Origin of the sequence: Mediterranea sp. ET5 (assembly GCF_023337025.1) — a bacterium.
In the GTDB taxonomy this organism is placed as follows: domain Bacteria; phylum Bacteroidota; class Bacteroidia; order Bacteroidales; family Bacteroidaceae; genus Phocaeicola_A.
The window spans coordinates 155,034-168,666 of record NZ_JAMBLN010000002.1 but is presented as its reverse complement, the minus strand read 5'-3'; the positions used below and the strand labels follow the sequence as shown (position 1 = coordinate 168,666).

The window sequence follows — 13,633 nt, the reverse complement described above, 5'->3', positions numbered from 1 at the left end:
GTCATCCCTCCGCCGTAAATATTGTTTCCATATCACCTATAATGGGCGTGGCACCGAACTTACCTTGCAGGTAATCCCGCTCGAAGGGTGAACTGCCACGCACTTTATACTCGGCCAGCGAATAGGCTTCTGTCGCGCCGAAACTATCCTTTTGAGTGAACCATACCTGGTCTCTGCGGAACAGACCTGCACTGAGCAGGAACGTGTCATGAGTGGTAAACAGCAGTTGCGCTCCTTTGGGATTTGTCTCCGCCGAGTTGAAAAGCGTGATAATCTTGCGCACAAGCAACGGATGGAGTTTGGAGTCAAGCTCATCCACCACCAGACGTTTGCCATTGTCCAGCGCATCTATGATAGGATATGCCAAGGAGAAATATTTGATGGTTCCCTCGGATTCGTTTCCGTTAAACGAAAAGGCTACATTATGGGTCGCTTTTCCTTCATCATCGTACTGACGATGGCTGCTTACGATGCGGTTGTCAATCTTGGCTATGTTGTCTATGCCCAAATCCGCATATTTGGCGAAACGAACTATACGCTCACGCATCTTTTCATCGTCCAGATGCCTGATGGCTTGCGACCACATTTTCTCGTCCTCGCTACAGAACAGGACTTGTGTGTCGCCAAGCCAATGCAGGATATTGACGGCGGTCGTTTCGTTGAACTGGGCGGCAGTGGAGAGAAGAAGCGCGTTGCCGCGAACCATTTTCTTGTTGACCAAATCCTGTATCAACGGGCTTTTAGCATGAACGGTGGTTGTTTCCCCTTCGCGGTAGAATATCTCTACCTCTTTGGCACGTTTCCTGTTCATACGGCGGTAAAGCCATTCGGCATGTATAGCTTTGGGGGCTACCTCAAAGCCGTAACGGTAGATGTATTCACCGACGGCGAAGGTGGCCTCCATCGTGGTCGGCTCATGGGCGGTGGAAATGTTCAGGCGGAAGTTCTCCACGTCTATGCTTTCGCCAGCCTGGCTGTTCTTGAACGAATCCATGATGAAACGCTTGTAAAAAGCGATGGCCTTCAATACATTCGTTTTTCCTGAAGCGTTCGCCCCGTAAATCACCGCACTGCGCACGAGTGACAATCCCATGTCGGAAAGCGGAATGACATCATTAGGTTCCGAAAGGGATTCCTTTAGGGTAGTGGCCACAAAGGATAGTTTAAGTTCATCCTTTATGGACAGGAAATTGCTGACACAAAATTCGAGAATCATATATTTAACCTTGTTATTTGCTGATTTTTTGCAAATATACAAGTTTTCTTCCGTATTTGGTAAAGATAGCTGGATTTTCATATCTACTAAATTGATTTATTTCCTTAGTTTGAACTATTCAGCATTGGGCCAACCGGGTATTTTGCAGTAAAACAGCCTGAACTTATAATAGTAAAACTTGTCTTACATATTAGAGGACAAAAGCATGTCACGAAAGAAATAACTGAACGTCAGATGATTGCGTTAGGTTTAATCCGTGAGAATAAAGGCCTAACCATATCTGAAATGTCCCTAAAGACAAATGTGACATTACAACTTTTCAAGAATTAGGCATCATATCAAGGGAAGGCGGTCGCAAAGACGGTTCATGGATTATAAAGCAAGATGAGGAATAATGAACTGTTTCATTTCATGAGACCTCATTTGCTAAATCCATCTCGTCTTGAACCATTTCCGTTTCAAGGTCAAGCCCAAACATATCCTTCAACTGTAAGTAGTCGAAACACAACGCTTTCGGACGGTTGACCTTGACTTTCCTGACTTGTTCGCCGCCTGACATCTCTATCGTGTAATCCGGCAGACCATTTGGCAACAGTATCGTGAACCTGTCCTGCTTCAGCCCAAGGAATGACGGATGCGATTTGAGGTAGGACATGATGGTTGACCAGTTAGAGCGGTTGGCCGTGGCATTTTGGTTACGGCTATTGAATAGGGAGGCTACGGCTGCCATGTTCAGGTAGAGAATGGGACGGGCCTCCATGAACTCGATTTCTTCCTTGGCTGCCAGCGGACGGAAACTTTTCAGGTAACGGATGCGGTAATGCGCCTTCTCCACACATTTGCCCATCGTCTGGAAACCTTGCAGCATGTTCCAGAAGTCGGCGACTTCGGAGCTTTCCTGGGCAAGCTCGTTCTGGACGCGCATACCCTTGACGGCGGTATCGAACAAGTCTGTATAGTTAAACGGTACATCCAACACGGTCTCCAATGTGCGGAACGTGGCCAAGGGAATCACCCAGTTGCCGAAAATTCGGTCATGTATCGTCTCGTCTTCCATCTTGGCGGCCAGTTCCCGCTTCACAATGGAGTAAGTATCCGCAAAATTCTTCTCGAACAACTCCCGGTGATTCAATATCTCTATGGTCAGGTGTGTCAGTCCCAAGTTGCATAGGGCCACCAAATCCTCATAGCGGCTTTTCTCCTTTTGGCTGAACGAGGTCTTGGAAAAGGCGAGGAACAGGACACGGGTGTAGAGTGCCATGTCCTGAGTGGGTTTGTCCTGTCCGCAAAGCACCACGCCCGTACTGACGATGGTCTGCGCCGCCATACCGTCCGTACCCGTGTTTTTCTTCGTCTGGCCACCACCACCCCAAAGTCCTTTCAAATAGGCTATCTTACGGATGTCGAGGTCGTTTTTGTACTCGTCAAGCACCACAAGTGTATTGACAGCTTGTGAAACCCGGTCGTTCATAGCTGGTATGGAAGTGACACCGAGGTTTGGCGGGTCTACACCGTGTAGAAAAAATGCCTGCAATGAAGTGGCAAGCGTTGTCTTTCCTGTTCCCTTCTCTCCAAATAGGTTCAGAATAGGGAAATGGCGCGTCCGTTTGAAAACGATGTCGCGGAACAAAGTGGAAAGCAGGTAACAGAAAGCAACGGTGGCGTTCTCGCCGAACACTTCCATCAGTTGTTTCACATAATCGTATAGCTTTATGCCGTTGCGGTTCTCGTGTACCATCAGACGCTCAAACTGGAAAATCTCCGGGTTATGAATGTAGATTTTGGACATGGCAGGAATGTAGTACGCCTTTCCGCTGACACCACGGACAATGCCAAGGTCATCCACAGCTTGAAATTTTCCATCAGCAAGAAGTCCGTTCCCAAAGGCGAAGAAGCCCTCTGTAGCGTTCCATCCTAATTTGCGCACACGTTCCGCCGTATCTGTCTTAGAATACAGGTACTCCTTGACACGGTTGAGCTTGTCTATCTTGGCCAGCCACACATAGTTGCCCACGGAGCCGACCTTCTGTTGGAAGCTGTTCAACGAACACAATTCGGACTCCCTCAGCTCAATGACACGGCATATATTATAGGTGTTGCGCATACGGAAGATGCGTGTGCCGTTGTTCTCGTCCTCGATGTGAAACAGCGGTTCCATGATGAAGTTGGAAATCCTTGACGGCTCCTCATCGTCATCCCCGGTGGCGTAATCATAGCGCATCAGGTCGGCTATCTCTGACACGCATTTCCGTTCTTCCATCAAAGAGTCCGCAACAAGAAAGCTTTTCTGTGCCAGCCAGACAATAAACAGCCTTTCTTTCAATGAGGTGTAATCCTCCCGACTATGAATGAAACTGTCGGCATCATTCTTTCCGGGTTTCACATTCCAGCCGTTTTCACCGTCGGGGATTTCGGCAAACGGCAGTTCCCTGACGGTTACATGGAAGCCTTTCCTGACAGCGGCCATCCCGTTTGCCATGACCGCCTCAAATCCCGGCCCGAAGGGCTTTCCTTCACTGACATCGGAATCAGGGATGAAGCATAATGAAGTGATGTACTTTTTCAGCCGCTCAAGCTGGCTGTCCGTCCATGCCGTTCCCAATGCGGCCACGGTATTGTCGTAGCCGATTGACTGCATACGCAACACGTCAGGTGCACCCTCCACGATGATGAAGTATTCCGCATTGCGTTCCCGACTCGCCCGGTCTATGCCGAACAGACATTCTCCCTTGGCATAGATCGCACTGTTTGGCGAATTGATGTATTTCGGTGCTTTCGGATTGTTCCCGATGTAACGGGCGGTATAAGCGATGATGCGCCCCCATCTGTTGCGTATGGGAATCATTATCCTGTGTCTGAACATGGTATACATACGACCGTCATCTCCGCGCCGGAGCAGCCCCAGCTCGAAAAGTACATCCTCGTCCAGTCCTTTTGTCCGGCAGAACTCCATGAACGCACCTCCGTCACGCGGCGCGTACCCGATGCCTGCGACCGAACAGAACTCTTCCGGCCATCTTCCGTAAGCATATTCACGGGCAAGGCGGCTTTCATCATTGTCTGGTGCCAGCAGACTACTTATAAAGAAGTCTTGTACATAGCCGAGCGTAGCAAGCAGCATTTCTTTGTGCCGATTTTTTGTAACTATCTCCTTGTCCTGCTCTTCCACATACTCAATAGTAATATTGTGCCGTCTGGCCAGGAACTCGATGGCTTCCATGAAGGAAAGGTTCTCTTTCTCCATGATAAATGTGATGGCATCGCCGCCACGGTTGCAGCTGAAACAGTGGAACAGGTTCTTTCCAGGACTGACAGAAAAAGAGCCGGTCCGCTCCTCATGGAACGGACAAATGCCCATCAGGGTCGAGCCTTTCCTTGACAGTCTGACATACGGCTCCAATACATCCTCGATAGAAAGCTCCCTGACCTTGTTGATTGTTGACTCGCTTCTCATAGGGTTGTCAGGAGTTTCCAACAATCAATTATGGACTGGCCGGAATATTTTGGCCGGCTGGCATTATCGGGATTAAGCGGCTTTATCAAGCCGCTGGCCTTATATTTTCTAAGCGTCTTGTAACTGACACCCAGTTCTGCGCAAGTACGCTTGACCGAATAAACCCCTTCCGGGTCACATGTTGGCACTAATTCTCTCATCCGCTATATTTTTTTCGTATGCCAGTTCCGTAGGTCTCATAAGTTACAGCACAGGCATATCCTGATATTGTTTTCTTATTTCTTTGCATCTAAACTATTTCTGTTTATACCAGAAGAAGTGTTGTCGAAATAGTCCTGTACCGTGCGTTGCAGGAGGCGGAGGTCAGCCGTCCTGTATTCCACTTTGCCGGGTCTCTTGTAGCATATCACTTTCCCTTGCCGTCTCCATCTTTCGACATTCCGGCGGCCGAACATCTCATAAGCCTTTCTTTGGCTGACAAATTCCGGATCGGCATTGTCTGATTTCAGGTACTTGACAATCCTTGCCGCAAGGTCGTTCAGAAATGTATCATAAGGGATTAGACGGTCTAAAAACTGAAGGAACTGCATAACCCCAGAATTTACAAAGTACGTATTACGGTTATGGTCTGTTTCTCCCTGTCCGTCCGTGTCTTGAACTGACGGTTGTAGATGGCACCAAGCTCTGAGGCTTGGGTTCGAACGCTTTTCAGCCTGGAGATGTGGAAGGTGATTTCATCGCCAACTTCGAGTGCGACAAGAGCAGGACGGATTTTTTCCATGTTTTCTGCCATAATATTTGTTTGTTTAATGATTAATGTTTAACTTTGTAGTCGATAATTCAATTTATATCATCGACAAAATAACATAAAAAGGTTTATATAGCCAAATATTTGTTTGATAATTGTTGATTTAATATTGCAATTTAAGGTTTGACCCATGAATATAGACATTAAAGACGTACATGTGGGACAGGCTATTGACCAACGCCGCAACGAACTCGGCCTTTCTAAGTCTGAACTTGGACGCAGGCTTGGCATCCCCCAACAGCATATCAACCGCCTTCTGGAAAGGGAGACGATGGAGACCAAGCGGCTTGTCAAGGCTTGCAAGGCGTTGGACTTTAATTTTTTCGCCTTGTTCTGCCCGGTCAACCCCCAGATATCCGCATACCTCGCGGCAGTGGCATTGGACGGGGGAGATGCCAATAACAACATTGGCGATAGCGGATTTGCAGCCCAGCTTACCGCCGAACAGACCAAGGTGGAAAACTTGAACGGCACTATCAAGCTACTGAAGGAGCAGATAGATAGCCTGAATGCACAAATTATCCGTCTGGATTCCAATCTGAAGGACAAAGACGCAATTATAGAACTACTAAAAGAAAGGAGGCAAAATATGTAACATTGAATACTGTGGTCAATATGATGATTGGCACATAGTAGCGCAGAATGTTTACACCAATATCGGTAGTTATCTGATTTTCAAATATATATTGCTATCATTTCGACTGTTATTGAGTTTGGATATTCGATGGGAACTCGATAAGAGAAATCAAATTCACGAGACTGTTTGCTATTTGTTTTCTGCATAGTAGATAACTCATTGAATATGAATATCTAATTAGAGTCGCGCAAGCGGCAATCGAAGACAAACTCTAAAAATCTGCAACGACGTTGATATTTTGCTTCCATCTGCATTTTATATGCAAAACAGTCGTGCTTATTGGCACGTTCGCGGAGTAAGACAAGTTTCGCACCTTCGTACAACTCGTCCAAAAAGTCTTCGGGATGGTGGAAGCTCCAGCCGGCAACGGCACATTCCTTGAAAAATGCCCTTCTCTTTTTGGGTTCAGGAAAATTGAACATTCCTGCAGGAGGCGGTACAGGCATCCCTTCTGTAAATTCTATTTTGTCATCATATTCGGATGGAGCGACATCGCCTAGGTCAATGAGGTTGTTGTCCGTATCACCGCCTGGATTGAGGTTTCTCACCATTTCCTCCATCTGCCGGTCAAGTTCAATATTCTCAATGCCTTTCTCCCTTAATTGCTTTTGCAGGTTTTGCAGCTCAGCGTCACATTGGGGGCATGTGCCTGCACAATTTCCTTCGTGATGACACTCTACAGGTTGGTATGTCAGTCCATACTGTTCGGTTATCCGCCTGCGGATTTCTCTGAGCAAGTTGCATTTATCTTTTCCGTTCATGTTACAGTCCTTTTGTTTGAGGGTAGTTCAGACCGAAGCGGACGGCCCATGAAACAGCCCAATGTGATGATTCCATGTCTGTCCGTTCCCATCCGTAAGCGGTCTATGGTGAAGATGGGAGTCATATAATACGTTTGATGTTTATTCAATGATTCCATATGGATGTTTCTTCATTTTATTTTACTGAGTTTTTCCCTCACATCCATCAATGCGAACCCAAGCAGGTTTTCTCCTTTCCATAGACGGGGATTCCGGCAGTCCGGGTCATCTTCTTTCATGCCAATTCCCCAGACTGTATCGTAGGGACTGGCCTCCACCAATATCTTGTCTCTTGTGTCGAGCAGAAATACTTTCAGCTCTTCATTGTCCATGAATTTATGCAGATTGCCGGTAATGACAACTTCCATACGGTGCTTTTGCCATTTGAATTCGTCAAAATTCCGCACTTCTCTACCTAATGCTTTTATTTCTTTAGGGTCAGTAGAAACCAAAATTCTATTTCTAGTATCTTCATCACCCATGATTCGCGCCTTCTCTGCCATCATGAACTGTTCCGCACAGTTGTAATGGATGCCATTTACGGTAAACTTACAAGGGAACCATTGGCTGAGACAGGCTTTGGTCGTTTCACCCGGCTTGCCGTGATGTCCCCAAAAGAACAGGAAATCCGGATTGGAAATCTCATAGAGGTCTTCTTTCCTTAATCCTCCATTCACATTCGTATAGTCCAAAGCGCGGTACCATTCCCTGAAAATATCCAAATTCGCGAAATCACCTCCCCAATAAAGCCAGCGGTTAAGCAACAAGGCTTTCATGGACATAGGCACACCATCATCAGGACATAAATCGGCAAGTCCGCATTGTTTGTAATAATCCAAATCCTCTTCTATATGGGGATGCTCTTGCGGAAATAGATTGAACTTCACCCAACATCGTTCATACGCAAATAACATGGCCTTCCTATGTGGATGAAAAGGACACAACCTTTCTCCTTTATAATAATGGCACTGTTCCAGCAGCATCAGCTTCTGCGATGGGAACTCTGCCGACATATACATACTGAACATCCATTCTTTATTAACCGGTTGGTGCATGAGATCATCAGTCAGCACCACTCCTCTTTCAAAGTCTTTGTGCAGGCCGTACTTTTCAAAATGCTCGTGCCAGTCATAATGGTCATAACTATTCCACAAAAGTTCAAAATAGTGCTGATGTTCCCAAATACCGTGAGAAAGCGTACCTGCGGAATAGGGATTCCTTGCTTGCATCCGTTTTGCCAGCACATCTATGGCAGCCTTGCTTAGCGGACGGATTTGCATGATGACCTCCTCAAACGATTCCGGCAACACAATGTTCTCTTCCACTATCGCTTCTGTGAATAAGGGAGCGATGTCCTCTGTCTTGAATCCGGCAATTCCACAACCGATGGGAGTCACCAGAAAGGTCAGCTCCTTATGTTCCTTGGCAAAAGCAATGAACTCCTCCACATAGGGACGGATGGTTTCCACGCCACCTTGCATGGTCGGTATGGCGTAAGATTGCCCTTGTAGCCCAACGCCCTTGCCCCAGATGGCACCGAACTTTTCGTATGCCATGCGGGCCGCTCCTCCGCCGTGCATTCCCTGCAGGTTGCTGCCAAACACAAATATTTCGCCTGGTTGAAGGCTTGTGATTCTTTCGGGGGTGTAGATAGGTCTGATGTATTCCATATTGGCATCTTCAAAATAATGAGAGTTACCCCATGTTCGTATACCTGTTCTCCCTTTTATCAGAAAGTATAAAGAAAAAGCTCCTGTACGCATGCGCCAAACGACACATTTGCAACAGGAGCTTATCCGTTAATTTCTAATCCTAATCTATTAGAGGATAGACTTTACAGTCTCCAGCATACCCTTTTCCTGGATAGAATTCAAGAAAGCAACCACCATATCGGTCAAGCCGGGAATTTGATTCAAGTCTTCATTCCAGATAGAAGTTGCGCCAAGTACACCTTCGGCTACCTTACGAGTATCACCGGTTGCCCACAGGTCTTTCAACAATTGCATAATTTCCGGTGCGTCATTCGGAACAATTTCAGCACCATCAGCACGTTTGCCACCTTTATAATAGGTAATGATAGCAGCCAAGCCCAATACCAGTCCCTTAGGCAACTCACCCTTACGTTGCAGATAAGTCTTCAGACCGGGGAGGTCACGAGTTTCAAATTTCGGGAATGAGTTCAGCATGATGGAAGTCACCTGGTGATCAACAAACGGGTTGTTGAAGCGCTCCAATACGTCTTTAGCAAACTTCTGAAGTTCCTCTTTCGGAAGGTTCAAAGTCTCCATCAATTCATGGAACATAACCTTATCAATGTACTTGCCTACCACCTCATGCTGACAAGCATCACGTACAATATTGATGCCAGAGAGATAAGCTACCGGAGAAAGAACAGTGTGCGGGCCATTGAGCAAGCAAACCTTTCTTTCATGATACGGAGCTTCAGACGGAACGAAGAGTACGTTCAAGCCAGCCTTGTCGGCGGGGAATTCTTTAGCAATCTCCTGAGGAGCCTCAATCACCCACAAGTGGAAGATTTCAGCTTGAACCACCATATTGTCATCATATTGCAACTTTTCTTTGATGGCATCAATGTCTTTACGCGGGAATCCCGGAACAATACGGTCAACGAGAGTAGCATATACACCGCAAGCCTCTTCAAACCAAGTCTTGAACTCTTCACCCAGGTTCCACAAATCAATGTACTGATAGATGCACTCTTTTAGTTTGTGTCCGTTCAAGAAAATCAGCTCGCAGGGGAAGATAATCAAACCTTTGCTCTTGTCGCCGTTGAAAGTCTTAAAACGGTGATAGAGCAACTGGGTCAATTTGCCCGGATAGGAAGAAGCGGGAGCATCATCCAGCTTGCAAGCCGGATCAAAAGCAATACCTGCCTCCGTCGTATTGGAAATCACAAAGCGCATTTCCGGTTGCTCAGCCAATTTCATGAACTCATCGTTCTGAGTATAAGGATTGAGCGCACGGCTGATGACATCAATCATCGTCAGGCTGTTTACAGTTTCACCCTTGTCAAGACCTTGCAAGTTGACATGGTAGAGGCAGTCCTGCTTATTCAGCATATCAACCATACCTTTTTCAATCGGTTGAACAACAACAACACTGCTGTTGAAGTCGGTCTTCTGGTCCATGTTGTAAATGATCCAATCGACAAATGCACGAAGGAAGTTTCCTTCACCAAACTGAATAATCCGTTCGGGGCGTTGTACCTTAACGGCTGTTTCTTTGTTTAACGGTTTCATAATATGTGATTTATATTAAATAAATGTGATTTACAAATTATAGGATTCAACATAGTAGTCAATGTTCTCCTTCACGAGAATATCGACAGGCATGTACCGGAGAGGTTCGACTTCACGTTTGAATACCACTTTGTCAGTCAGCATTTTGATACAGCTGTATCCTTGCATGGCCGGTCGTTGTCCGATCAGATAATCAATCACCCCATCCTTGAGTAATGCGATATTCTGCGGCAAAAGGTCATAGCCTATGAGATTCAAGGAACGCCCTCTGCTTTTCAGATATTCGCCGACCCGATAGACCCGTGAGTTAAATACAACTCCCCCACTGACACCGGGGTGATGTTCGAAAAAGTCATCCAATGTCCGGTAATTTTCCAAGCCATCCCTTTTCAAGGTGATATCATGCAAGCAGATATTCAGATGACGCTCGTTCATATAGGCATTGAATCCTTCCAAACGACGCTGCATCTGTATTTCCTGTGCGTCCGGGTCCTTTTCGGTACGCAGAAGGACGACTTCCTGACCGTCAAACCCGGTATCACAGAATATACGGGCGGCAATATACCCACTTCGGAAAGAATCCTGTCCGATATAGGTCAATGCACCGGCGCCTTCGACATTGACATCGATAAAAGCAAAGACAGTGCCTTGTTCACTGAGCTGGCGTGTAAAATCCAACGTCTCCAGATTGTAATTGGGAGCAATGAGCACCGCATCGAATTTGCGACTGAGCAGTTTCCTGCTCTCTGCCACATAAGATGCCTTGTCAGAATGGTCGTAATAGATGAAATCAACACTGATATTGAAGGGAGCAACCTCGTCAAGTGCCTTCCTTACGCCACATGCCACTGTATACCAATAGTCGTTGGGCTCATATTTAGGAATGAAACAACCGAAATGATATTTCTTTTTGCGGGCAAGCCCGATGGCATACATGTTCGGTTGGTAGTCAATTTCTTTCAAAATGGCCTCGACCTTTCTTTTACTACTCTCGGAAACCTCGCCCCGCTGATGGAGCACCCGATCGACAGTTCCTGCCGAAACGCCTGCCATCTGCGCAATATCCTTAATCGTATATTGTTTTTCATCCATAGTAACTTCTTCATTCAAAGGTTTATGTCTTTCCCGAAGGCAATAAAATCATTAAATTTTGCTACAAATATACGAACTTATTTTGCTATCACAAATAAAATATCTATTTTCGTGTTCGATAACGGTTAATAAAGTTAAATACATGTTTTAAAGCATAAGCTGGACGTTTCCTCATTGTGTTTGTTTAAATAAATGCAAGTGATTGTTAGGGAAAACGAACGAAAGGAACCGGAGGATATCCTCTCTCCTCTCCCACTCTGCTGGCTGATGATGAAACATAGCAAGAGACTCTAATATATACAACGATTAATTCTAAGTATTATGAAAAAATTTATGGATGAGAACTTCTTGTTGCAGACTGAAACAGCACAGAAGTTGTACCACGAGCATGCAGCCAAAATGCCTATCATTGACTATCACTGTCACTTGATTCCGAAAATGGTTGCCGACGATTATCAGTTTAAGTCAATCACTGAAATCTGGTTGGGCGGTGACCACTACAAATGGCGTGCAATGCGTTCGAATGGTGTCGATGAACGCTACTGCACCGGTAAGGACACCACCGACTGGGAAAAGTTTGAGAAGTGGGCAGAAACAGTTCCTTATACCCTCCGCAACCCGCTTTATCACTGGACTCATCTGGAGTTGAAGACGGCTTTCGGCATCGACAAGATTCTGAATCCGAAGACTGCCCGTGAAATCTTCGATGAATGTAACGAGAAACTTCAAAAGCCTGAGATGTCAGCACGCAACTTGATGCGTCGCTACCATGTGGAGACCGTATGTACAACGGATGATCCTGTAGATTCTTTGGAATATCACATTCAGACCCGTGAAAGCGGTTTTGAAATCAAAATGCTTCCGACATGGCGTCCGGACAAGGCTATGGCAGTCGAGGTTCCGGCTGAGTTCCGTGCATACATGGAGAAATTGTCAGAGGTCAGCGGCGTAAAGATTTCCAAGTTTGCAGATGTAATCGAGGCTCTTCGTAAACGTCATGACTTCTTTGCAGAGCAGGGATGCCGTCTTTCTGACCATGGTATCGAAGAGTTCTATGCAGAGGACTATACGCAAGCTGAAATTGATGCTATATTTAATAAGGTATATGGTGGCGCAGAACTGACACACGAGGAAATCCTCAAGTACAAGTCTGCTATGCTGATTGAATTTGCCATCATGGATTATGAGAAGGGATGGACGCAACAGTTCCACTACGGAGCTATCCGCAACAACAATACGAAGATGTTCAAACTTCTTGGTCCTGATACTGGCTTCGACTCTATCGGTGAATTTACTACAGCCAAGTCTATGGCCAAGTTCCTCGACAAGCTGAATACACAAGGCAAGCTCACCAAGACCATCCTGTATAACCTCAATCCTTGTGCCAATGAAGTCATCGCAACCATGTTGGGTAACTTCCAGGATGGTTCGGTTCCGGGCAAGATCCAGTTTGGTTCAGGCTGGTGGTTCCTTGATCAGAAGGATGGCATGGAAAAGCAGATGAATGCACTCTCACTGCTTGGATTGCTGAGCCGTTTCGTGGGTATGTTGACAGACTCACGTTCCTTCCTCTCCTATCCGCGTCATGAATACTTCCGTCGTACATTGTGTAACCTCCTGGGCAACGATGTTGAAAACGGAGAAATCCCCGTTGAAGAAATGGAGCGTGTCAACCAGATGGTAGAAGACATCTGCTACAACAACGCAAAGAAGTTCTTTAACTTCTAACCGTTGTCTATATAAGCACAGGCGAGTCAACAAGTCGGGAGCCTGCATAATGGGACACTCATTATGATTTAGCCCGGACTTGTTCACTTGCCTTCATTTTATTCCCCCCCCCTGCTATGAAACGTATCATATTCATCACCGGTGGACAACGGTCCGGTAAAACCTCTTATGCCGAACAGTTGGCTCTCTCATTGGCAGAACATCCCGTCTATCTGGCTACTGCGCATGTCTGGGACGAAGAGTTCCGTCAACGGATCGTACGACACCAGCAAAACCGCGGACCACGCTGGGTCAATGTGGAAGAGGAAAGAGTCCTGAGCCGGCATGACTTCAACGGTCGTGTGGTGGTTGTGGACTGCCTGACACTCTGGTGCACAAATTTCTTCTTCGATTCAAACTCGGAAGTTGAACCTGCGCTCCAAGCCCTGAAGACGGAATTCGACCGATTGATCGCACAGGATGCCACATTCCTTTTTGTATCCAATGAGATAGGATTAGGCGGGGTATCTGAGAATCAGCTCCAACGCCGTTTCACGGATTTACTGGGGTGGATGAATCAGTATGTTGCCCGAAGCGCAGATGAGGTATATCTCATGGTGAGCGGGATACCCGTGAGGATTAAATAACTGTAACCATAC

At 46.4% G+C, this 13,633-nt stretch carries 12 protein-coding genes and 1 pseudogene; 3 read left to right on the top strand and 10 right to left on the bottom strand.

Annotation, left to right across the window (positions count from 1 at the left end; genetic code table 11):
* Position 1: 1 nt before the first annotated feature.
* From M3087_RS02155 to M3087_RS02135, 5 genes are all read right to left on the bottom strand, one after another.
* Positions 2-1,216, bottom strand: coding sequence for an AAA family ATPase (locus M3087_RS02155; protein WP_172774763.1), 1,215 nt, complete (start codon positions 1,214-1,216; stop codon positions 2-4).
* 409 nt (positions 1,217-1,625) lie between these two features.
* Complete coding sequence (locus M3087_RS02150) at positions 1,626-4,670, bottom strand: DNA primase (RefSeq protein WP_249093413.1); 3,045 nt, start codon at positions 4,668-4,670, stop codon at positions 1,626-1,628.
* Positions 4,667-4,870, bottom strand: a complete 204-nt coding sequence (locus M3087_RS02145; RefSeq protein WP_022384515.1) for a hypothetical protein — start codon at positions 4,868-4,870, stop codon at positions 4,667-4,669. The genes M3087_RS02150 and M3087_RS02145 overlap by 4 nt, the downstream gene beginning before the upstream one ends.
* A gap of 75 nt (positions 4,871-4,945) precedes the next feature.
* Positions 4,946-5,260 carry a hypothetical protein gene (locus tag M3087_RS02140; RefSeq protein ID WP_249093411.1) on the bottom strand — a complete coding sequence of 105 codons (315 nt, stop codon included), beginning with the start codon at positions 5,258-5,260 and terminating at the stop codon, positions 4,946-4,948.
* 11 nt (positions 5,261-5,271) lie between these two features.
* Positions 5,272-5,463 carry a hypothetical protein gene (locus M3087_RS02135; protein WP_249093409.1) on the bottom strand — a complete coding sequence of 64 codons (192 nt, stop codon included), beginning with the start codon at positions 5,461-5,463 and terminating at the stop codon, positions 5,272-5,274.
* Between the two features lie 145 nt (positions 5,464-5,608).
* Here M3087_RS02135 and M3087_RS02130 point away from each other — a divergent pair, with 145 nt between their 5' ends.
* Positions 5,609-6,073 (top strand): helix-turn-helix domain-containing protein, encoded by a 465-nt coding sequence (locus M3087_RS02130; protein ID WP_249093406.1) that lies wholly within the window; start codon positions 5,609-5,611, stop codon positions 6,071-6,073.
* Between the two features lie 215 nt (positions 6,074-6,288).
* Here the strand turns inward: M3087_RS02130 and M3087_RS02125 are convergent, their stop codons facing one another.
* From M3087_RS02125 to M3087_RS02105, 5 genes and pseudogenes are all read right to left on the bottom strand, one after another.
* On the bottom strand, positions 6,289-6,876 hold the full coding sequence (locus tag M3087_RS02125; protein ID WP_249093404.1) for a hypothetical protein: 588 nt from the start codon (positions 6,874-6,876) through the stop codon (positions 6,289-6,291).
* A 170-nt stretch (positions 6,877-7,046) separates the two neighbouring features.
* Positions 7,047-7,691, bottom strand: coding sequence for an NADAR family protein (locus tag M3087_RS02120; protein WP_249093621.1), 645 nt, complete (start codon positions 7,689-7,691; stop codon positions 7,047-7,049).
* 495 nt (positions 7,692-8,186) lie between these two features.
* A pseudogene (locus tag M3087_RS02115) lies at positions 8,187-8,585 on the bottom strand (hypothetical protein); the annotation flags it as partial.
* A gap of 150 nt (positions 8,586-8,735) precedes the next feature.
* Positions 8,736-10,175, bottom strand: a complete 1,440-nt coding sequence (locus M3087_RS02110) for a tagaturonate reductase (RefSeq protein WP_022384523.1) — start codon at positions 10,173-10,175, stop codon at positions 8,736-8,738.
* A 30-nt stretch (positions 10,176-10,205) separates the two neighbouring features.
* Positions 10,206-11,267 (bottom strand): LacI family DNA-binding transcriptional regulator, encoded by a 1,062-nt coding sequence (locus M3087_RS02105; protein ID WP_249093618.1) that lies wholly within the window; start codon positions 11,265-11,267, stop codon positions 10,206-10,208.
* Positions 11,268-11,588: 321 nt separating this feature from the next.
* Here M3087_RS02105 and uxaC point away from each other — a divergent pair, with 321 nt between their 5' ends.
* Both uxaC and cobU read left to right on the top strand, forming a co-directional pair.
* Complete coding sequence (gene uxaC, locus M3087_RS02100) at positions 11,589-12,995, top strand: glucuronate isomerase (protein ID WP_106484930.1); 1,407 nt, start codon at positions 11,589-11,591, stop codon at positions 12,993-12,995.
* Between the two features lie 116 nt (positions 12,996-13,111).
* Positions 13,112-13,621 (top strand): bifunctional adenosylcobinamide kinase/adenosylcobinamide-phosphate guanylyltransferase, encoded by a 510-nt coding sequence (gene cobU, locus M3087_RS02095; protein WP_022384526.1) that lies wholly within the window; start codon positions 13,112-13,114, stop codon positions 13,619-13,621.
* Positions 13,622-13,633: the final 12 nt, after the last annotated feature.